Origin of the sequence: Ferribacterium limneticum (assembly GCF_020510625.1) — a bacterium.
GTDB classification, from domain to species: Bacteria; Pseudomonadota; Gammaproteobacteria; order Burkholderiales; family Rhodocyclaceae; genus Azonexus; species Azonexus limneticus_A.
The window spans coordinates 1,064,880-1,083,120 of sequence record NZ_CP075191.1 but is presented as its reverse complement, the minus strand read 5'-3'; the positions used below and the strand labels follow the sequence as shown (position 1 = coordinate 1,083,120).

General features: G+C 61.8%; 17 protein-coding genes. 12 read left to right on the top strand and 5 right to left on the bottom strand.

Going from position 1 to position 18,241, the window contains the following annotated elements:
- Window positions 1–7: 7 nt before the first annotated feature.
- From KI617_RS05160 to KI617_RS05150, 3 genes are all read left to right on the top strand, one after another.
- A complete protein-coding gene (locus KI617_RS05160; protein WP_226450952.1) occupies window positions 8–598 on the top strand; it encodes a DinB family protein in 591 nt (196 codons plus the stop codon).
- 130 nt (window positions 599–728) lie between these two features.
- On the top strand, window positions 729–1,412 hold the full coding sequence (locus KI617_RS05155) for a hypothetical protein (protein WP_226450951.1): 684 nt from the start codon (window positions 729–731) through the stop codon (window positions 1,410–1,412).
- Window positions 1,413–1,613: 201 nt separating this feature from the next.
- Window positions 1,614–2,429, top strand: coding sequence for a hypothetical protein (locus KI617_RS05150; RefSeq protein WP_226450950.1), 816 nt, complete (start codon window positions 1,614–1,616; stop codon window positions 2,427–2,429).
- Window positions 2,430–2,460: 31 nt separating this feature from the next.
- Here KI617_RS05150 and KI617_RS05145 read toward each other — a convergent pair whose 3' ends face one another.
- Window positions 2,461–4,032: a hypothetical protein gene (locus tag KI617_RS05145; RefSeq protein ID WP_226450949.1), complete on the bottom strand. Its 1,572-nt coding sequence runs from the start codon at window positions 4,030–4,032 to the stop codon at window positions 2,461–2,463.
- Between the two features lie 62 nt (window positions 4,033–4,094).
- On the opposite strand from KI617_RS05145, the gene KI617_RS05140 reads away from it, so the two are divergent.
- From KI617_RS05140 to miaA, 4 genes are all read left to right on the top strand, one after another.
- Window positions 4,095–4,880 (top strand): hypothetical protein, encoded by a 786-nt coding sequence (locus KI617_RS05140; protein ID WP_226450948.1) that lies wholly within the window; start codon window positions 4,095–4,097, stop codon window positions 4,878–4,880.
- A gap of 334 nt (window positions 4,881–5,214) precedes the next feature.
- A complete protein-coding gene (ybaL, locus tag KI617_RS05135; protein ID WP_226450947.1) occupies window positions 5,215–6,915 on the top strand; it encodes a YbaL family putative K(+) efflux transporter in 1,701 nt (566 codons plus the stop codon).
- A gap of 35 nt (window positions 6,916–6,950) precedes the next feature.
- Window positions 6,951–7,331 carry a YkvA family protein gene (locus KI617_RS05130; protein WP_226450946.1) on the top strand — a complete coding sequence of 127 codons (381 nt, stop codon included), beginning with the start codon at window positions 6,951–6,953 and terminating at the stop codon, window positions 7,329–7,331.
- A 41-nt stretch (window positions 7,332–7,372) separates the two neighbouring features.
- On the top strand, window positions 7,373–8,317 hold the full coding sequence (miaA, locus tag KI617_RS05125; RefSeq protein ID WP_226450945.1) for a tRNA (adenosine(37)-N6)-dimethylallyltransferase MiaA: 945 nt from the start codon (window positions 7,373–7,375) through the stop codon (window positions 8,315–8,317).
- Here miaA and KI617_RS05120 read toward each other — a convergent pair.
- From KI617_RS05120 to purM, 3 genes are all read right to left on the bottom strand, one after another.
- Complete coding sequence (locus KI617_RS05120) at window positions 8,307–9,431, bottom strand: response regulator (RefSeq protein ID WP_226450944.1); 1,125 nt, start codon at window positions 9,429–9,431, stop codon at window positions 8,307–8,309. The two genes, miaA and KI617_RS05120, sit on opposite strands and share 11 nt — an antisense overlap.
- Before the next feature lie 130 nt (window positions 9,432–9,561).
- Window positions 9,562–10,194 carry a septal ring lytic transglycosylase RlpA family protein gene (locus tag KI617_RS05115; RefSeq protein ID WP_226450943.1) on the bottom strand — a complete coding sequence of 211 codons (633 nt, stop codon included), beginning with the start codon at window positions 10,192–10,194 and terminating at the stop codon, window positions 9,562–9,564.
- Window positions 10,169–11,212, bottom strand: coding sequence for a phosphoribosylformylglycinamidine cyclo-ligase (purM, locus tag KI617_RS05110; protein WP_226450942.1), 1,044 nt, complete (start codon window positions 11,210–11,212; stop codon window positions 10,169–10,171). Before purM ends, KI617_RS05115 begins: the two co-directional genes overlap by 26 nt.
- A 172-nt stretch (window positions 11,213–11,384) precedes the next feature.
- Between purM and KI617_RS05105 the strand changes: the two genes are divergently transcribed.
- The 5 genes from KI617_RS05105 to creC all read left to right on the top strand — a co-directional run bounded on the left by KI617_RS05105 (window position 11,385) and on the right by creC (window position 17,242).
- Window positions 11,385–12,317: a COG2958 family protein gene (locus KI617_RS05105; protein ID WP_226450941.1), complete on the top strand. Its 933-nt coding sequence runs from the start codon at window positions 11,385–11,387 to the stop codon at window positions 12,315–12,317.
- Window positions 12,318–12,372: 55 nt separating this feature from the next.
- Entirely contained in the window at window positions 12,373–13,380 is a 1,008-nt protein-coding gene (locus tag KI617_RS05100) for a virulence RhuM family protein (RefSeq protein ID WP_226450940.1), read from the top strand.
- A 198-nt stretch (window positions 13,381–13,578) separates the two neighbouring features.
- A complete protein-coding gene (tyrS, locus tag KI617_RS05095; protein ID WP_226450939.1) occupies window positions 13,579–14,853 on the top strand; it encodes a tyrosine--tRNA ligase in 1,275 nt (424 codons plus the stop codon).
- Window positions 14,854–15,129: 276 nt separating this feature from the next.
- Window positions 15,130–15,810, top strand: coding sequence for a two-component system response regulator CreB (gene creB, locus KI617_RS05090; protein WP_226450938.1), 681 nt, complete (start codon window positions 15,130–15,132; stop codon window positions 15,808–15,810).
- Window positions 15,811–15,817: 7 nt separating this feature from the next.
- A complete protein-coding gene (gene creC, locus KI617_RS05085; protein ID WP_226450937.1) occupies window positions 15,818–17,242 on the top strand; it encodes a two-component system sensor histidine kinase CreC in 1,425 nt (474 codons plus the stop codon).
- Here the strand turns inward: creC and KI617_RS05080 are convergent, their stop codons facing one another.
- Complete coding sequence (locus KI617_RS05080) at window positions 17,243–18,094, bottom strand: putative RNA methyltransferase (RefSeq protein ID WP_226450936.1); 852 nt, start codon at window positions 18,092–18,094, stop codon at window positions 17,243–17,245. It lies immediately after the preceding gene.
- Window positions 18,095–18,241 lie beyond the last annotated feature (147 nt).

Genomic DNA, 18,241 nt, shown 5'->3' with positions numbered 1-18,241 from the left:
CACTGAAATGACCACCACCCCTTACCTCGCCCCACCCGGCGCCGGTCTGCCAATGCTGGAGCGCTGGTTTTCCAGCGCACTGCTCAAGGCGTTGAGCACTTTCTGGAGCAAGGATGCGCTGACCCACTGGCTGCGCCGGGAAACCGAAAGCGTGCTCGCCCTTGCGGCCAACCTGCCTGAAGCGCTTGCCTGTCAGCCGGTTTTGCTGCCACGCGTGACCGGGCTGGAGGACAGCAGCCGCTGCTGGTCCGCCAACATGGTGTTGCAGCATCTGGTGATCGTCGATACCGGCATTCGGGAACTGGCCGAAGCGCTGTCAGACGACACATCATTCGGGTGCGAACTGCGTATTGCCGAGGTCAAGCCAGTGCCAGACGCGGGGTTTGAACAGCTCGCCCTGCTGCGAGCGGCAGTCGATGATTACGCGCAACTGATCGACGGACTGGGCGATCTACGCACCACCTTGCGCCACGCCCATCCGTGGTTCGGCCAACTCGACCTGCGCGGCTGGCACGCGCTGGCCGCCATGCACACCAAGGCCCACCGGCGACAGATGCAGGCCATCGTTGCCCGGCTGGCCTGCCAGCCTGAGGCGTAAGCGAGGATAGCCAACGCACGCCTTGGGGTATTGCAAGCTGAACCCAGGCCATTCGCGCTCAGCAGGGAGCGCCCAATATTCATCCTTCACCAAGCAGCGTAAAGTGGTTCTCTGACCAAAGGGAGGCATCATGAGAGTCCTTATCGTTGCGCTGTTGATTTCAGTTTTTCTTCCGAACGGCAGCGCTCAGGCGCAAAGCCCAGCCATCTCGAGCGGCGACACGCTCAGCTACGAACTTCTTTCGCCCACCCAGCAACCGGGCCAAGCCATCGTTTTCGAGAAGAAACCGGATCGCATCCTCAAAGTCACCATCAGTGACAACGGTGATCGCAGCTACGATCACCGAAGCGGCAAAAACTTTGCCGTGCGCGACGCCTTTGCGACAAAAATCGTTAGCCACGGAAACCCGATTGATGAGGCATACCAGTTTCGTCATTTCCCACTCGGAAAGACGCCTGAGCCGGGGCAACAATGGGACGTCAGTTTTAGAAGAAAGACTGACAGTTATGGGGACAACATCGTCAGCTACCATGCAATTGCCCAGCCCGGCCCGGATTTCCCGATCCTGATCGATAACCGTGAAGCCCGGATACCCACCGTCCGCGTTGATTACGAGGGCGTTATCAAGTCGACGAAACACACCTGGAACGCCACGGCCACAATTACGCTCTATTACGCCCCCTCGCTCGGTGAGATCGTTTTCAACGAAGCGATTTCCCTCGAAAAGGGCTTTCTGATCAGCGGTTATCGAGAAACCCTCAAGTCGATCAAAACGGCCAACCGATCAGACTCTCGCAAAATATCGACTGAATAAAAAGCGCAAAACCAGCCAGGGTGGCTTGAGGTAGCGGCATCAAAAGCTTAATCCCTGCCTGGATTTCGCCGTTAACCAACTTTTGCACTCGACCATAAACCAGAGCCGCTGGCCATCCGCCTGAACTGGCAGAGGCGGACAATTGTTCAAAGCGTCCATCAAGGCAGACATTCGCCGGCTTTGCCATCTAGAATGCGGCCGATGTTTCTGCACTCCCTTCCTCCCGCACGGCGCGCACCGGTATTTGCCTTTGCCGCATCGCTGCTCATTCACGCTCTGGTCTTGCTGATCCCCCGGCATGACCCGAGCAGTGAGCCAAGCCCGCCCCGGCTGGAGGCTCGCCTGGCCAAAGCGGCAGTGACGGAAGCAGTAAGCACACCGGCCAGCCCGGCCAAGCCGGCAAAAACCAAACCGGAACAGTCAAGGATACTGACCACCAACAAGCCGGGAAAACGCTCAGTCGCAGCCGCCCCGAAATGGTCCGCTGCCGAAAAGGCGGAGATGAACCGCTTTCTCGAAGAACTCGATACCCAGGCCAAGGCGACGCCCAAGCCTACGCTCGCCCAGCGCTCGCTGGCCATGGCCCGCGAACAGGCCATGCAGCACGCCCGCCAGGAGGCCGCCGACGGCGCCAGCCTTGAACTGCGGCCAAATGCGGCCCCGCCGGACCCGTTCAGCCTGGAAATGTATCTCGATGGCTTGGTCAAGCGTCTGAACCGGAGCGCCACCTTCGTCAAGAACGACCCGCGCAACAAGGGGGTACGCGCCGCCGCAGTGGAGTTCAAACTCAACCCGGACGGCACGATGAAATCCTTCAAGGTGGTGAACGAAGGCGATCAGGCCGAGGAAATTGCCTTCGTCAAATCGGTTGTCGAGCGCTCGATTCCGTTCTCGCCATTCCCGGCCGATATCAACAAGGCCGCCCGCTCGCTGACCATGCGCATCTGCATTCTGCCACCACGGGCTGGAGAAGGCGGATTTGGCTTCAGCCGGACAAGCCCGGGCCGGGGGTGTTGATCAGGCGAGCAGTTATTGCGACGCCCCGCATTCAGCCCACTGCTTCAACCAGGGCATCAAACGCCCGGTCCGCCTGCCAGCTACGGCGCAGTTCGACCATGCGTACCTCACTTAGGCCGGGGCCAAACGCCGCCTGCAGGATTGCCTTGTCGGTCTGCTCATCGGTAACCAGCACCAGTCGCCCGGGTGGTAGCCGCTGCGCCAGTTGTTGCAGCTCGAATTCGCAACCGCGACGAGTTAGGGTGATCCCGCGCACGTCCATGATCACCGCATCGGCACGCAACATCAGTTCGACCACGGTCGCCTGCCAGGTCGAGTCGCGACAACAGAATTCATTGAGGCGGTAACGCCCGTCGGGGTCAGGACGCAGGTCCAGCGAGGCCAACCGGGCATCGAGACCGGGGCGCGAGGTGACAAACAGCTCATCGATCCGCCCGGTCAGCCAGCGCAGGTAATCGCCGGCATCGATGGTGCGGGCGGTGACATCGGGTGCGGCGATCATCGTGACCGGGCCGATCAGCCGCCAGCGGGCCGCCACCCGGTCGAACAGGCGCTCGGTACGGGCGGTGTAGCCGAAGACCCGGAGCAGCAACAGCGTCGGCGCCGGCTGGCTTTCTGCCAGCCCGACCACCCCGAGCCGTTGCATTGCCCAATGATTGACTGGCCCGAAAAGAGCGATCTCGCCAACGACCAGCAGTAATGCCAGAACACGATGCTCGTAGGCAATAAAGATGTCGAAGCCAATGCTGACTACCAGCATCAGCCACCAGGTTCGGGCCAGCAGTTGGGCATCGGAAAATCGCTTGGCTTCGTAATCGCCAGCCAGTCGGCGCAGGCGCAGCCAGGCCAGCCAGCCGACCGGCAGGGCGATGAGCATGAATACGCCATCCAGCCCCAGCGTCATCACCCAGGGCGTGCCGAATTCAGTGTCGGCCAGGAGCGCCGTCAGGCGAGAACCGGCAAAAGGCGCCAGCCCAAAGACCAGTAAGGCGGCAAAGGTGATCGGCACAACGCCACGCAGGCGAACCGGCCACGAGCACACACAGAACAGGGCAGCCATCCAGAGCTGGTTCCTGGCGATATCGAAGAACAGCGGCGCCATGCCGAAGATCTGCCAGCTGAACGGCCGCCCGATGATTGCTCGCTGCAGCATGCCCGCCAGCAGGAAAATCAGCGCGAAGCCAAGCATCATGACGATGCAGCCGCCAATGATGCGCAGCGGCGGCAAAGCCAGCGATACGGCGATCATCGGCAGGGCGGCGATCATGTAGCAAAGTGTCAGGCCCAGCGAATAGGCCGGCGAGAAGCCGAAGTTTCCGGCCCACTGATAGGCAATGGCCATCGGCAGGCCGCAGATCGCTGTCGTCAGCAGCCAGGCCGCCGAAATGCGCCAGCGCATGGAGCGTTCATAAGCCGCCAGATCGCCGGCCACGGCACTGTCCGGCGCGAGGAGAGTGGCCGCCGGGACCGGCAAGGCAAGGCTATCACCCTGCATCATGCCGCCAAGAATGGCGCGCCGGTAACGCCATAGAACAAACAGGGCGACGATGACAGTGACCAGCACGCTGTTGGTGAAATGGACACTCAACTCGCCGCCATTCATCGCTTGCTCCTGACATCTCGGAATGATGCTAGCCTACTCCAAATCATGCTCAGGAACCCGTCTTGAACAGCCCGGACATCAGCGCACCGAAGAGCCAGTCCAGCTGGCGCGAACGACGCCGCTTCCTGCTGGCGACGGTGGCTATCACCTTGCTCTACCTTGGCATTCAGGCGATCTGGATGTGGGGTGCTGCCCAGTTGGGGCACATTGGCTGGACGGTCAACGATCCGGCCGAAACCTACGCGGCAGAGGCCACCACAGTCGCCGAGCAATCCCGGCCACTTGAGGCGCGCCTCGACCCACGCGTTCCGCAACGGGTATTTCAGCTGGGTTACGAATACGGCTATCTGAGTCAGTGGCTGGGCGGCTACGGACAACAGACGGAGGCGGCCATGCTGCAACTGTCACGCCCGGTCGAAGCACACATCCGCCGTCTCGATGAACTGGCCGAACAACTGGCCGTGGCCCCGGCTGCCCGCCTGCCGATGCGCACCGCCGCCGATTTCAGCCGCCTGACCCAGCGCATCGAAGAAGACCCGGCCGGCCTTGCCGGGCGGGTCGAACAGGTCAGTTCACCGCGCCTGCGCCACCTGTTTCTGCTGGCCGCTCACGTTGGCGTTGAAGCTGCGGCGCTGGCGCCGTCAGGCGATCTGACGCCCATCCCCGCCACCGAATTGATCGGCAAGCACGCCACGCTGGCCGGCATCCCGGAACCCCTGTGGCGGCCGCTCAGCCGGGTGGGAAGTGGCACGCGTGAAACCCAGCGGGGCGATTACCTCAGTGCTGTTGCTCATCTGGAAAACGCGCTGGCCAAGCCCCCGGCATCGGGAATCAGGTCGTCTGACTGAGCACGGGCTGGCAAATCGCCACCCGGGCTCTTGAGGCAGGTCCCGGCTGACTGGTCAGCGTATTTTGATGCAGCAAACGACAGCACTGTCGGGAATGCCATTCAGTTAAGCGTCATTCCCGCGCAGGCGGGAATCCAGTACGTTGAAATTCCTGGGTTCCCGCCTGCGCGGGAACGACGAATTCGAAGGGTTTTCCTCTTAACTGAACGGAATTGCAGCACCGTCGGCGTGCCCTGACTGGTTAAATCGCTTTTTTGCCAGGCCCCGGGCACTATTCCGACCTGGTCGACTCCAATTCGACCTGACGTTTTATTCATCTCCCCCAGAGCACCGAATGCCCCACGATATTTCCCTGATCACCACCGTCGCGGCAGCTTTCGGCTTTGCCCTGATTCTCGGCTTCGTCGCCGAGCGCCTGAAAACACCCGCCCTGGTCGGCTACCTCGTTGCCGGCATCCTGATCGGCCCGGCCACCCCGGGTTTCGTCGCTGACCTGAGCACGGCTTCGCAGCTCTCCGAAATCGGCGTCATGTTGCTGATGTTCGGCGTTGGCCTGCATTTCTCGATTGACGACCTGCTATCCGTCAAGCGCATCGCCCTGCCCGGCGCCGTCGTCCAGATGAGCCTGGCCACCTTGCTTGGCATGGCCATTGGCCAGTGGTGGGGCTGGGCCATCGGGCCATCGCTGATCTTCGGCCTGTCGCTATCCTGCGCCAGCACCGTGGTGCTGCTCAAGGCGCTCGAAGCGCGCGGCCTGCTGAGCACGATGAATGGCCGCATTGCGGTCGGCTGGCTGGTCGTCGAGGATCTCGCCACCGTACTCATCCTGGTGCTGCTCCCGCCGCTCGCCGGCGTGCTTGGCGGCAATGCGGCAGCCGAAGGCAGCGGCCCGCTCTGGCAGGCCATCGGCAAAACACTGCTCGAGGTGGCCGCCTTCATCGCCCTGATGCTGATTGTCGGCCGGCGCGCCCTGCCCTGGCTGCTCTGGCAGGTGACGCGCACCGGCTCGCGCGAGCTGTTCACGCTGGCCGTCATCACCGCGGCGATCAGCATTGCCTACGGCGCGGCACAACTGTTCAGTGTGTCCTTCGCTTTGGGCGCCTTCTTTGCCGGCACCGTGATGCGGAACTCGGAGTTCAGCCACCGGGCCGCCGAGGAATCGCTGCCACTGCGCGATGCCTTCTCGGTGCTCTTTTTCGTGGCCGTCGGCATGCTCTTCGATCCGGCCATCCTGGTCGAACAGCCCTGGCAGGTGGTCGCCGTGGTTGCCATCATCATCATCGGCAAGTCGCTGGCTGCGCTGGCCTTGGTGCTCGCCCTGCGCTACCCGCTCAACACGGCACTGACCGTGGCCGCCAGCCTGGCCCAGATTGGCGAGTTTTCCTTCATTCTGGCCGGACTGGGGCAGTCGCTCGGCCTGTTTTCCAGTGAGGGAATGAGTCTGGTACTGGCCGGCGCACTGATTTCCATCGCCCTCAACCCGCTAGTCTTCGCGGCAGTCGAGCCACTGCGCCGCTGGACGCTGCGCCACTCCGCACAGGCGCAACGTCTTGAGGACCGTGACGAGCCCTACGCCCAGTTGCCGCTCAGCACCGATCGCAAATACCTGGAAGGCCAGGTCGTGCTGGTTGGCTACGGCCGGGTCGGGCAGCGCATCGCCAGCAGCATGAAGGCGCAGGGCATTCCTTATGTCGTCGTCGAACAGAACCGCGAGCAGGTCGAAAACCTGCGCCGGGAGGGCATCGCAGCAGTTGCCGGAAATGCCGCCGAGCCGGCCGTCCTGATTCAGGCGCACATCGCCCATGCCGCGATGCTGGTCATCGCCGCGCCGGATGCCATCAATATCCGCCAGATGGCCGACTGCGCCCGCACCCTGAATCCAGCGGTCGAAATCGTTCTGCGCACTCACAGTGACGACGACTCCGAGCTGCTGCGCCAGGACGGCATCGGCACCGTATTCTTTGGCGAGGAAGAACTCGCCATCGGGATGAGCCGGCACATCCTTCAGCGCTTTGCGCCTCCTGCCACCGAGTAACACCGATTGGAAGAAGAAAGAAATTTGAGTCACTCATGTCAGCAAACGCCAATTTGAAGACCTGGGCCAGGACAATCAAGCAACATACGCTGACCGTCTATTTCGCGGCCCGCGACCCGCGTACCCCGTTGCTTGTCCGCCTGCTTGCGCTGCTCGTGGCAGCCTATGCGCTGAGCCCGATCGACCTGATTCCTGACTTCATTCCGGTCATTGGTTACCTCGACGACCTGTTGCTGGTGCCGCTAGGTATCGCCCTGGTCGTCCGTCTGACGCCACCCGAGGTCATCGCGGCAGCCCGTGAAAAAGCCGCACAGGCCACTGAGCGGCCGGTCAGCCGGGTTGCTGCAGCAGGCGTCATCGTGCTCTGGCTGATTCTGGCGCTGGTGTGTATCAGATGGGCCTTCGATATCGGCTAGGTCGCGGCCTGCAGCCAGCCAGCGTGATAGCATTCGCCGCCATGAATCCGCCCCGCCTACCTCCCGCCATCCTGATCATGGGCCCGACTGCCTCGGGCAAGACGGCGGTGGCCATGGCGCTGGCCGACCGTTTCCCGGTCGAGCTGATCAGTGTCGATTCGGCTCAGGTATTCATCGACATGGATGTCGGCACCGCCAAGCCGGACCGCGCCACGCTGGCCCGTTATCCGCATCGCCTGATCGACCTGATCACGCCCGAGGAAAGCTACTCGGCGGCCCGCTTCCGGGCCGATGCGCTGACGGCGATGGCTGAGATCACGGCCACCGGCAAGGTGCCTGTGCTGGTCGGCGGCACGATGATGTATTACCGCGCCCTGCTGCACGGGCTGGCCGATCTGCCGCAGGCCGATGCCGCCCTGCGCGCTGAAATCGATGCCGAAGCCGCCGCCGAGGGCTGGCCGGCGATGCACGCAAAACTAGCCCGGCTCGACCCGGCGACCGCCGCCCGCCTGCATCCGACCGACAGCCAGCGCCTGCAACGCGCCCTGGAAATCTGCCGACTGACCGGGCGCCCGATGTCGGAACTGCTGGCCGAAAGCGAAAAACAGAAGCCGCCCTACGATCTGCTGCAGATCGGCCTGCTGCCGTCCGACCGCGCCACGCTGCACCAGCGCATCGCCCGCCGTTTCGACGAAATGCTGCTGGCCGGGCTGGATGACGAAGTGCGTCGACTGCGTGAAAAATACGACCTGAACCTCAATCTGCCCTCGATGCGCTGCGTCGGCTACCGGCAGACCTGGGAGATGCAGGAAGGCTTGATCCCGAAACGGGAGTGGCGTGATCGTGGCGTCTTCGCAACACGCCAACTGGCCAAGCGGCAGATCACCTGGCTGACCAATTCCTTCGCAGCCGAGAATTACGACTGCCTCGATCCGGCGCTGGCCGACCGGATTGCGACACGGACCGAGGCTTTTCTCAGGTCTTGAGGTACGTCTTCAGGTCATTGGCCAGGGACTCAAGCCGGTGGACGATTTCCAGAGAAGCATCCTGAGTGCCCACCATGCGCAGCATGAATTCGTTGGCCATGTTGCTTAACTGCTCTTCCTGACGTTCCATCAGGCCCAGATGGATGAATGCCTTGGTCAGCGTTTCCTGAAAATCGATCATCACCTGCGTCAGTTCAAAACAGTTACGCCGATAGTTGCCCTGCACATCGTCCAGCGTTGAATAGAGACGTGGCAAGGCGGCTTCGATGCCCGCCCGCCGCCGGCTGGCGAGCATTTCGGCTTCGATGGCCTTAAGCCGGGCATCGGCCCCTTCGGCCAGCAAGGCACCGTTGTCCCGAATGCGCCCGCAACGATCGGCGTCTTCCAGCGGCATGTTGTTGACCATCAGGGTGACCCGGCCGTAGTTGAAGACGCAGCGGGATTTGAACTGAAAAATCCGCCCGCTTTCACGGACATGGTTGAGGACCGAGACTTCGAGCGGCACATTTCGCCCGTTATGGCTCAAGGAAAAAGATTCATCGCCAAGCCGCATCTGGACGGCCGCCTGCAGATCGTACTGCTGCATGGCATCGATCACCGCCGAGGCCAGTTCATCGACATTGGCGCAGGCGAAGGACTTGCTCAGGAACTGCAGGACAACCCCCAGCTCCCCCATGCTGACCATGGCTGCCATAGCCGTGCGCTGCGCATAGCCGGCTTGCTCGCGCAAAGCCTTCTTGTCGTCCAGGATACGCGTGGCGACTTTGAGCTTGCTGAGCAGCTCGGCATGCTCGAAGGGCTTCTGGATAAAATCATCGCCCCCCGCTTCGTAGCAAAGCAGACGGGTATCACTGTCGTCGTTGGCCGAGACGAAAAGTACCGGGATATCCTGTGTATCCCAATCATCCTTCAGGCGGCGACACAATTCGTAGCCATCCATGACCGGCATCGAGACGTCCAGCAAAAACAGGTCCGGCTTGGCATCTGCCAGGCGATTCAGACAGGACTCGGCAGAGGCAAACGATTCGAGCTGACAAACGCCGCCCAGGGTTCCGCTCAGAATATCAAGGATGATCGGGTCATCATCAACGACAAAAACACGCAAGTTATCCACGCCCAAGCCCCTCTGATTATGTTTATTTCATTCTGGGGTTTTTGGTGAACGACAGCAAGCAATTAGATCGCAGGCGCCCTGTTTTCCCTCAGTCGACGGCCTGGCGCAAGGAATCATCAAGCCGAAAAACCTAGCCGTCGCTTCCGGGCAGAAATTCCGGCAATTTTGCCGGCTGGGCACAGGTGAGACAGGGCGGCTCCGGCTCGAAAGCCGCATGACAAGCCGCCGCCCCCTCTCCATGGTCCTCCTTCTTCAATGGAGCGACCCGCACGAAAACGACGCCAGCGTGAATCATGCCGAGATATTCCGCTACCCCACGGGAAACGTCGATGACGCGTTTGCGATGCTTGGCGTGCATCCGGTCATTGACCTTGACGATGGCGCAACGATCGTTATCGACGCGCCGAACGGCGAGCATGGTGCCGAGCGGGAAACGGTTGCTGGCGGCAGTAAATTGCTTGACGTCGAAACGTTCGCCAGTCGACGTCTTCCGCCCCTGGAAGCCCTTGCCGTAAAAGCTGGCCAGCCCATGCAGGCTGGGGGAATCATCATCAATGAGGTCGGCCGGCCCGAATTCCGCTGCTGGCAAGGCCGGACGCACCACGCGGTGCGTCGCCTTCTTGGCCTGCCGGGCGACTGCCGGCTTGGCCGATTTTTTCTTGTCCGCCGCCCAGACAGGCGACACGGCACTCAACAACAGCAGGCCGCAGGCAAATGCCGCGACCTGCAACTTCCATTTAGACCACAACGGTCTGCGCTTCATCGCCGGAACGCGCCCGGATCTTGCCGATGCGATAAACGGCTTCACCCTGCGCCTTCAGCTCGGCCATCGCTGCATCGGCATCGGCTGCCGCGACGACCACTACCAGGCCGATACCGCAGTTGAAGACGCGGTGCATTTCGTTTTCGGCGACATTGCCTTCGGCCTGCATCCAGTCGAACAGCTTGGGACGCGGCCAGGCAGCCTTTTCCAGCTCGGCGACGGTGTTTTCCGGCAGCACGCGCGGCACGTTTTCAAGCAGGCCGCCGCCGGTGATGTGGGCCATGCCTTTGATGCTGACCTTTTCCATCGTCGCCAGCACTTGCTTGACGTAGATGCGGGTCGGCGCCATGACGACGTCGGCCAACGTGCGCTCGCCGTCAAACTTGGCGTTCATGTCCGGATTGGAGCGTTCGATGATCTTGCGGACCAGCGAGTAACCGTTGGAGTGGGCGCCGGAAGAAGCCAGACCGAGCACCACGTCGCCCGGGGCAATCGAAGCCTTGCCGTCGATGGCCTTGGATTTTTCAACGACGCCAACCGCGAAACCGGCCAGATCGTATTCGCCAGCCGGGTACATGCCCGGCATTTCGGCGGTTTCGCCACCGATCAGCGCGCAGCCGGCCAATTCGCACCCCTTGGCGATGCCGCCGACGACCGCAGCGGCGGTATCGACATCGAGCTTGCCACAGGCGAAATAATCGAGGAAGAACAACGACTCGGCGCCGAGCACGAGAATGTCATTGACGCTCATGGCGACCAGATCCTGACCGACCGTGTCATGGCGGTTCAGGTCAAAAGCCAGGCGCAGCTTGGTGCCGACGCCGTCGGTGCCGGACACCAGCACCGGCTCCTTGTAACGCTTCGGCACTTCGAACAGCGCGCCGAAACCGCCAATGCCGCCCAGCACGCCTTCGCGCAGGGTCTTCTTGGCCAGGGGCTTGATACGTTCAACGAGGGCATCGCCCGCATCGATATCGACGCCGGCATCACGGTAGGAGAGGGAAGTGTTCTGGGTCATGGTCTTTAGGCGCCAAGGCGCGGCGCAGGCCGCTGGAAAAAAAGGGGATTTTACCCGAAACAGTCTTTGCGCCCTAACCCACCGGCCAGCCAAAGGAATCCAGTCGCCGCTGATGGCATTGGGGTGAATTAATATGGTGCGCTACCGAAATCAATGGAATGCAGTCCCAACCATGACCGCGAAGCTGAATCTGCGCCAAACCATCGTCGACTTCCTGAAGACACGCCCGGAAGAACGTTTCACTGCCCGACAAATCGCACTGTGGATGTTTGAGAACCTGCGCGAAGCGTGCGAGGTAAAACGGCAAAACAGCCAGCAGGACTTGAGCGAGGACGCGACTTTCCTCTATCAACTGGTCGCGGAAATTGGCGCCAATCGACCGGAAATCCAGAAGCGATGGCCACAGGTACGCACCACCGAAGGCCGCCCGCGTCAGTATTACTGGACCGCTGTCAGTGAGGCAGCAGAAATTGCCGAAGCAGAGAAACCAGCAGCGCCCAATGCCGGAAAACTGACCGAGCATGATCTGTATCCGCTGCTGTGCCTATACCTCCACAGCGAATGGGGGCTTTACCCAAAACGAATTGATGAAAAACGCTCTTCCAACCGGAATGGCCCCAACGGCAACAAATGGCTTTTCCCTGATCTGGTTGCGCTGGAAGACCTTGGCGCCAGTTGGGACCGGGAAATTCGCGCCTGCGTACAGCAGGTTGCCGCACAACGGGCGCGTTTATGGTCATTCGAGGTCAAGCTACTGATCAATCGTGCCAATGTTCGCGAAGTCTGGTTCCAGGCCGTATCCAACTCGTCGTGGGCCAATCTTGGTTATCTGGTCGCTGGAGAAATTCAAGAATCCGCGATGAAGGAACTACATCTGCTCGCCGCCTCCTACGGTATCGGCCTGATACGCCTGAATGCCGCAGACCCAAGCGAAAGCGAAATTCTCATCCCGGCTCGCGAACGATCAGACATCGACTGGGACGCCTGTAATCGCCTGGCAATGGAAAACAGCGACTTTCAGAACTTCATCAGCTGGGTCAGGCAGTTCCACCAGACCGACAATGCTCGCGTAGGCAATTGGGACTTGCCCGAAGTCGCAGATTAGGCACTTCTTACCTTCGACCGAAACAATGGTTTTTTTGCCCCTCAGTGATACCCACATGCCCGAACTAATCCTCTACACCACCGAAGACGGCCAGACCAGCATCAAGCTGCGCGCCGAGGACGGCACGGTCTGGCTCTCGCAGCAGGAAATGGCCGAATTGTTCGCGTCGAGTAAGCAGAACATCAGCCACCATGTCCGCGCCATTCTGGCCGAGGGTGAGCAGTCGGAGGCAACTGTCAAATCGTATTTGACAGTTCAAAACGAAGGCAGCAGAAGCGTTCGCCGAAAAACGATGATGTACAGCCTGCCGCTGATCCTGGCCGTCGGCTACCGGGTACGCTCGGCGCGCGGCACGCAGTTCCGGCAGTGGGCGACGCGGCATCTGAACGAATTCCTGGTCAAGGGCTTCGTCATGGACGATGCCCGACTGAAAGACCCGGCTGGCTGGGATTATTTCGACGAACTGCTGGCGCGCATTCGCGACATTCGCGCTTCGGAAAAACATTTCTACCAGAAGGTGCGCGATATTTACGCGACGGCCGTTGATTACGACAGCAAGAGCGAGGCGGCGCAGTTGTTCTTCAAGAAGGTGCAGAACAAGATGCTGTGGGCGATCACCGGCCAGACAGCAGCGGAATTGATTGCTGCTCGGGCCGATGCTTCGGCGCCGGACATGGGGCTGACCACATGGGCCGGAGCTCAGGTTCGCCAGAAAGACGTGACGATAGCCAAGAATTACCTGAATGCCGAGGAAATCGACGAGTTGAACCGCATCGTCACCATGTACCTGGAATTCGCCGAAGATCAGGCCCGCCGCCGCAAGTCCATGACGATGGCCGACTGGGCCGGCCGACTCGATGCCTTCCTGGATTTCAACGAGCGCGAAGTGCTGACGCATGCCGGCAAACTGAGCGCAGAAGTTGCGGAAAAATTGGCTCTGGAACGTTACGAAACCTTCGCCACCGGGCGCCGCCAGGAAGCGGTGCGCCTCGCCGATACTAACGATTTGCAGACGCTGGAAGCATTGCAAAAGCGGGGCCTTACCCACGGAAACGATACCTGAACCGAGGTATTCAATCTGCGCCAAAACAAGCCAGTAACCTGCCGCATGCAACCGAATACATCTCGCTCCCACGGTCAAGCGGAAAAAACAAGCAAATTTCAAATCGCGCGCCACACCCGAAAAGACCGTCGGCCGCTCTGCTAAAATCGCCGGTTCGAATTTCCGGCGCCGGCGGCGCTGTTCCGTGGAGAAAGCACAATGTACCAGTCCCCCCTCATCCAGGATCTGCACGATCGCGGCCTGATCGCCCAGATCACCGACGCTGCGGCGCTCGACAAACTGCTGACTGAGGAATCGGTAACGCTCTATTGCGGCTTCGACCCGACGGCCGACAGCCTGCACCTCGGCCACCTGGTGCCGGTACTCATCCTCAAGCGCTTCCAGGAAGCCGGCCACCAGCCCATCGCGCTGGTCGGCGGCGCCACCGGCATGATCGGCGACCCGAGCTTCAAGGCCACCGAGCGCAAGCTCAACACGCCGGACGTGATCGCCACCTGGGTCGACAAGATTCGCGGCCAGGTCGAGCCCTTCCTCAAGTTCGACGGCGCCAACCCGGCCATCATGGCCAACAACTACGACTGGTTCGGCGGCATGAACTGCCTCGAATTCATGCGCGACATCGGCAAGCATTTCTCGGTCAATGCCATGATCAAGAAGGAATCCGTCCAGCAGCGCCTGACCCGTGAAGACCAGGGCATTTCCTACACCGAGTTCTCCTACAGCCTGCTCCAGGGCTACGACTTCGCCGAACTCAACAAGCGCTACGGCTGCGTGCTGCAGATCGGCGGTTCCGACCAATGGGGCAACATCGTCGCCGGCACCGACCTGACGCGCCGCCTGCACCAGAAACACGTCTTCGGCCTGACCCTGCCGCTGATCACCAAGGCCGACGGCACCAAGTTCGGCAAGACCGAATCCGGCGCCATCTGGCTCGACCCGAAAAAGACCTCGCCCTACGCTTTCTACCAGTTCTGGCTCAACACCAGCGACGCCGACGTCTACAAGTTCATGAACTTCTTCACCTTTCTGCCGGTCGCCCGCATCGCCGAGATCGAAGCGGCCGACCAGGCCAGCGGCACCAAGCCGGAAGCCCAGCGCATCCTGGCCGAGGAAGCGACCCGACTGGTGCACGGCGAAGTCGCCCTGATGGCCGCCCGCCGCATCACCGAATGCCTCTTCAGCGGCCAGCTCGCCGACCTGACTGAAAACGACCTCGAACAACTGGCCCAGGACGGCATGCCGGGCGTGCAGCTGGAAAAATCCAACACCGGTCTGATCGACGCCCTTGTTGCAAGCGGTCTGGCCAAGTCAAAATCGGAAGCCCGCACTTTCATCCAGAGCGGCAGTGTCTCCATCAACGGCAACAAAGCCGAGGCGCTGGACCATGCCATCGGCGGCGATGAGCTGCTCTACGGCCGTTTCACTATCCTGCGTCGCGGCAAGAAAAACTACGGCCTGGTCAGCTGGCAGTAAGCACTCGCCGCCTCACTTGAGGCAGAAAAGTACCCCGCCGGGCCAATTCCGTTCAGTTAAGAGGAAAACCCTTCGAATTCGTCGTTCCCGCGTAGGCGGGAACCCAGGGATTTCAACGTACTGGATTCCCGCCTTCGCGGGAATGACGCTTAACTGGACCGTATCGCCCCCCCAAGCTACGGATGCGGGGAGAGAAATTAGTGCTTCCCTGAGCCACTCGCCAACAAGAGAAATCGGGCTGCCGCCATGGCAACGGGATGAATTATCATCACGCCCATGAAAATCCTCATCGTCGATGACGAGCCCGCCATCTCCGAGACGCTGGCCTATGCGCTGCGCAGCGACGGCTTCACTGCCGAAAGCTGCACCCTCGGCGCCCAGGCGCTGACGCTGCTTGGTGCCGGCGGCCATGACCTGGTCGTGCTCGACGTCGGCCTGCCGGACATGAGCGGTTTCGATGTCTGCCGCGCCCTGCGTCGCCATTCCGATGTGCCGGTGCTGTTCCTGACAGCCCGCTCCGACGAAGTAGACCGCATTGTCGGCCTTGAGCTCGGCGGCGATGATTACGTCGCCAAGCCGTTCAGCCCGCGTGAAGTCGTTTCGCGCATCCGCGCCATCCTGCGCCGGCTCAATCCCGAGCCGCGCCTCGCCACAGCCCTTCCGGCGACGCCAAGCCGTTTCGCCATTGATCTTGATGGCTTGCGCATCGCCTACCACGGCCACTGGCTCAACCTGACGCGCTACGAATACCTGTTGCTGGCGCTGCTGCTCGAACGCCCCGGCCGCATCCTGAGCCGCACCCAGATCATGGAAACCGTCTGGCAGGATGGCGGCGAAAGCCTGGAGCGCACGGTCGACACCCACATCAAGACGCTGCGCGGCAAGCTGCGCGGGCTGCACCCCGACGAGGACGTCATCCTCACCCACCGCGGCCTCGGCTACAGCGTCGTCGGGTAATCCTGCCGTGAACATCTCCGTCCGCCTCTTTTTCGGCTACTTCCTGGTCGTCGGCCTCGCCGCCTGGTTTGTCCTCAACACCTTCACCCGCGAAACCGAACCGGGCATCCGCCAGGCCACCGAAGAAACGCTGGTCGACACGGCCCACGTCCTGGCCGAAATGGCGGCACTCGAACTCTCGGCCGGGCGCATCGGCCAGGGCCCGTTTGCCGACGCAGTCCGGGCCGCCATCAGGCGCAGCCCGCAAGCCGACATTGCCGGCGTGCACAAGGAAAGCATCGATTTCCGCATCTACGTCACCGATGCGCAGGGTATCGTTCTCTACGACTCGAAACAGGCGGCGCTCGGCGAGGATTTCTCGCACTGGCGCGACATCGCCCGCGTCCTGCGCGGTGAATACGGCGCCCGCCAGACCCGCGAAGATCCCTACGATCCGACCTCTTCGGTCATGCATGTCGCCGCACCCATCTTCTGGCAGGGCGAACTGATCGGCGTTCTGTCGCTGGCCAAGCCGATGTCCTCGGTTGCCCCCTACGTTAATCGGGCGGCCGAGCGCGTCAAGCAATCCGGCCTGCTGCTGCTGGCCGCCACGGCAGCGATCGGCCTCTTTTTCTCCGGCTGGCTGACCTGGTCGATCAATCGCCTGCGCGCCTATGCCCGCGATGTAGCCGAGGGCCGCAAGGTCGAACCGCCAACCGGCGGCGGTCACCAGTTCTCCGAACTGGCCCGCGCCCTGGCCCAGATGCGCGAACGGCTGGAAGGCAAGCAATACGTCGAGAAATACGTGCAGAACCTGGCGCACGAAATGAAAAGCCCGCTCACCGCAGTGATCGGCGCCGCCGAAATCCTCGAAGGCGACCCGCCCGCCAATGACCGCCGTCGCTTCGCCGACAGCATCAGCGAACAGGGCCGCCGCCTGCAGGCGATCATCGACCGCATGCTGATGCTGGCCCGCGTCGAGCAACTGCAGTCCCCGGAAGGCATTGCCGGACTTGACCTCGAAAAGCTGCTCAAAACCTGCATCGCCCTGCGCCGCCAGCAACTCGACGCCCGCCACCTCGATTGCCGGATAGATGCCAATGCCGCAGCCAATGTCCGTGGCGATGCCTTCCTGCTGCAACAGGCCGTCCTCAACCTGCTCGACAACGCCATCGAATTCGCACCGGAAGGCAGTTGCATCGAAATCTGCCTGCTGACCACCGAAGAGCATGTCGAAATCACCATCCGCGACCACGGAGCCGGCGCCCCCGACTATGCCCTGCCGCAGATTTTCGACCGTTTCTACTCCCTGCCCCGCCCGGCGACCGGGCGCAAAAGCACCGGCCTGGGGCTGGCGCTGGTCCGCGAAGTGGCTCGCCTGCACGGCGGCGAGGCGAGCTTCGAGAATCACCCGGAAGGCGGCGGGTTAGCGCGGATTCGGCTGCCGAACTGATCAGCCGGTCGCATCCCGCCAAAAATGTGTCAGACGTACATCGACGGTCAGCGACAGTGCCGTCAGTGCGGCTGCCCGCGCCTTCCCCTCGGCACTGGCACGGAAGAGATGCGGGGTCATCGCCAGCAAATCGGCGATCTGTTCCGCCCCGGAGATATCCACAGAAAACCGGACGCTTTCGCCCGGCTGGCGACTAAAACCGGCTGGCACCTGAACCTCGCCGACGCGCTCCGGCTTCAGGCTTGGGTAGATGATCTCGCGCAGTTCTCGCAGATGATCCGGCCCGGCATCGACTTGCAAGAGCAGGCCGCCCGGTTTGAGCACCCGGGCAAACTCGGCATAGACCGGAAAGCCGAACATGCACAGCACCCGATCAAACGTGCCCGACAGCACGGGCAGATTGGCGTTGCTGCCGACCACCCAGTTTGGCCGCTTGTCCTGTTTCGCGGCAGAGAGGACAGCCCACTTGGAGATATCCAACCCGAGCACGGCGAGCGTTTGTCCTTCACCAGTCGCTGCGGCCAGCTGGCGCAGGTAGTAGCCTTCGCCGCTGCCGGCATCAAGGCAATTGAGCGTTGCATCGGGAGGCAAATCGGCCAGCACTGCCCGGCTGACCGCTGCGGCGATCGGCCGGTAGTAACCGGCATTGAGAAACCGCCGGCGAGCCGCCACCATCTCCTTGCTGTCGCCCGGATCATGCGAGCGCTTTTTCTGGACCGGCAACAGATGGGTATAGCCCTGGCTGGCAATGTCGAAACTGTGGCTGGCGGCACAGCGCCAAGTCGCGCCGTGGCGGAACAGGGGAGCGCCGTCCAGTGGGCAGGCCAACGCCATGAAACGGATGATGTTCATTGATTCAGCGACCTGACGGCCGGACAAAATAGGGGTGGCAATGTGCTTTGCGGCACCGCAGCCGGCGCCCGGCAGACCAAGGTGTCGTTCCAGATGGTAGCGCGATTCGCGCCGAATTCGCTGGTTTGGCCGATGGATGCCAGCTCC

Bases quoted from the DNA above. Each gene is read 5' to 3' on its own strand.
- KI617_RS05160 (WP_226450952.1), top strand. From the start codon at position 8: ATGACCACCACCCCTTACCTCGCCCCACCCGGCGCCGGTCTGCCAATG.
- KI617_RS05155 (WP_226450951.1), top strand. From the start codon at position 729: ATGAGAGTCCTTATCGTTGCGCTGTTGATTTCAGTTTTTCTTCCGAAC.
- KI617_RS05150 (WP_226450950.1), top strand. From the start codon at position 1,614: ATGTTTCTGCACTCCCTTCCTCCCGCACGGCGCGCACCGGTATTTGCC.
- KI617_RS05145 (WP_226450949.1), bottom strand. From the start codon at position 4,032: ATGAATGGCGGCGAGTTGAGTGTCCATTTCACCAACAGCGTGCTGGTC.
- ybaL (WP_226450947.1), top strand. From the start codon at position 5,215: ATGCCCCACGATATTTCCCTGATCACCACCGTCGCGGCAGCTTTCGGC.
- KI617_RS05130 (WP_226450946.1), top strand. From the start codon at position 6,951: ATGTCAGCAAACGCCAATTTGAAGACCTGGGCCAGGACAATCAAGCAA.
- miaA (WP_226450945.1), top strand. From the start codon at position 7,373: ATGAATCCGCCCCGCCTACCTCCCGCCATCCTGATCATGGGCCCGACT.
- KI617_RS05115 (WP_226450943.1), bottom strand. From the start codon at position 10,194: ATGAAGCGCAGACCGTTGTGGTCTAAATGGAAGTTGCAGGTCGCGGCA.
- purM (WP_226450942.1), bottom strand. From the start codon at position 11,212: ATGACCCAGAACACTTCCCTCTCCTACCGTGATGCCGGCGTCGATATC.
- KI617_RS05105 (WP_226450941.1), top strand. From the start codon at position 11,385: ATGACCGCGAAGCTGAATCTGCGCCAAACCATCGTCGACTTCCTGAAG.
- KI617_RS05100 (WP_226450940.1), top strand. From the start codon at position 12,373: ATGCCCGAACTAATCCTCTACACCACCGAAGACGGCCAGACCAGCATC.
- tyrS (WP_226450939.1), top strand. From the start codon at position 13,579: ATGTACCAGTCCCCCCTCATCCAGGATCTGCACGATCGCGGCCTGATC.
- creB (WP_226450938.1), top strand. From the start codon at position 15,130: ATGAAAATCCTCATCGTCGATGACGAGCCCGCCATCTCCGAGACGCTG.
- KI617_RS05080 (WP_226450936.1), bottom strand. From the start codon at position 18,094: ATGAACATCATCCGTTTCATGGCGTTGGCCTGCCCACTGGACGGCGCT.